Origin of the sequence: Rugamonas violacea (assembly GCF_016461825.1) — a bacterium.
In the GTDB taxonomy this organism is placed as follows: Bacteria; Pseudomonadota; Gammaproteobacteria; order Burkholderiales; family Burkholderiaceae_D; genus Rugamonas.
The window spans coordinates 1-1,725 of sequence record NZ_JAEMNU010000116.1; the positions used below are offsets into that span (position 1 = coordinate 1).

The 1,725-nt window shown below is 58.1% G+C and carries 2 protein-coding genes; both read left to right on the plus strand.

Annotation, left to right across the window (positions count from 1 at the left end):
• On the plus strand, positions 1 to 460 hold a 460-nt coding region (locus H7U20_RS20570; RefSeq protein ID WP_199761015.1), incomplete at its 5' end, for an effector protein Tle3 domain-containing protein.
• Positions 461 to 527: 67 nt separating this feature from the next.
• A partial coding sequence (locus H7U20_RS20575; protein ID WP_199761016.1) for a type VI lipase adapter Tla3 domain-containing protein occupies positions 528 to 1,725 on the plus strand: 1,198 nt, incomplete at its 3' end.

The following is a 1,725-nucleotide window of genomic DNA, read 5'->3' on the forward strand; positions in this document are numbered from 1 at the left end:
GGTCAAGCGCACCGAGACGCCCGATGAGGCGCGGCTACGCTGGCAGCACGAGGAGGTTGAGAAATCCTTCCACGGTTCGATTTTCGGCAGTAGCAGCAACCACGAACACGTCACCGCGTATGACCTCGCCATCGGCCAGGGAACCGCAGTGAGCGATCCGAAATTTTATGCCTACCTGTGCGCGGTGGCGGATTGGCGGCTGAAGAAGCCGACGCGGAAAGACAGAGTTCGTCCTTCTATCTTGCTTTGGACGAATTTCGTGACGCAATTCAAAGTCTTCCTAGATGCTGAACCCGAGTGGCGTAAGAAATTAATTGAAGGAAATTGCGTCTACTACAGCACCGGCGAGCTTCCTGCCTGTCTACCTGTGTTGCCAGCCCAGTTGCCGGTTGACGTGGTTTGCGAAAGCCTCGATGGTCGGCGCATGGAGCGGAGTACGCCGCCGAAGGTGAAAAAATGACGAGCAATGAAAAGACGGCGGCACAACGGCCGCGCATGATGCCTACATCCTGGGCTCCATGCTCGCCATGACGATCCTGATCCCCCTGTGGACTGTCTTCGTGATGTATGTCATTTATGCCGTCCACCCCGAAAGCCGCTTTGTCGAGGAGCAACCGATGAAAATCCATCTGCTTTGGTTTGTGTTCATACCCGTGGCGGCGGTGATGTTGACCGCCGGAACTCGCTGGAAGAACGCCGTGCAGCACGCGGAACCACAGAAGGCCGCGATCATACAAAATGTGCCGGCCGGGCCCAGCGCAGACGAGGTGGAGAAGGCACGGCGGGAATACGTCCTGGAGGTGATCGCGATGGGTGTCACGTTGGACAAGTACCGGCAGGGGAAATTGTGGGATGCATTGCAACAGGGAAGTCCCTATGTGACGATCCGCGAGGATGATCCGAATAAGTACCCGTGGAGTGCGAACGACAAGGACGGATTGGGCGGAAAGCGAGTCGACGATGCCTTGCGAAACAGTTTCGCTTTTACTCCTATGTACTGGGGCGTGCCGTCATTTTTTGCAACCAGCCCAGATCCAAAATGGAGCAATCCCTCTCCTGATGATCCCATCACCGGTGTGGTCGGTGGCGCCAACCTGGGTTTCCACTTGTTCGTCGTCGCCCCGTGGATGTTGGCCGAGCGGCCGGATCGTTTGATCGAAGAAATTTTTTCCTTCTTCGACACCCATCCCGATGTACCGTATGTTTTGCTTACTGCGGAAGACAGCTTGGGGACACGCGACATGGCACTTCCCCAGGATACGCCGCGTAAACTGAGGGATGGCTACTACGTCACGGAGATGCCCGACGCCTCTGCCGTGTTTGTACTGGCGCGGCGCGAGCGCGTCGAGCCACTGCGGAAATTCGTTTGGGACGATCCGGATGACGACTTCCTGCATGAAAAACTGCGCTGGATGTACGGAACATTGGAGGGCGAGCTACCGCAACCGGGCCGTAAAACTCCCAGCCGGAGCGCAGCCGAAATCGGCGCCGATCCGTCACACCACATGTCTATGGGCCCTGTGCGCCGTACTCCATCCGTCAGCGAATGGTTGGAAGCGAGTGCCGCGTTCGCCAAGCGCCACGACGTCGTGAATCAGGGCACGTTATCCAACCTCGCCCACCATGTCGACCACCCGATCAACCGCCCGCCGCGCGGCTGGAAGCCAACGCCATGGTTCCCCATCCCCTGGACCAAGGAGCAGTTGCGCACCTTCGACAGCCTGC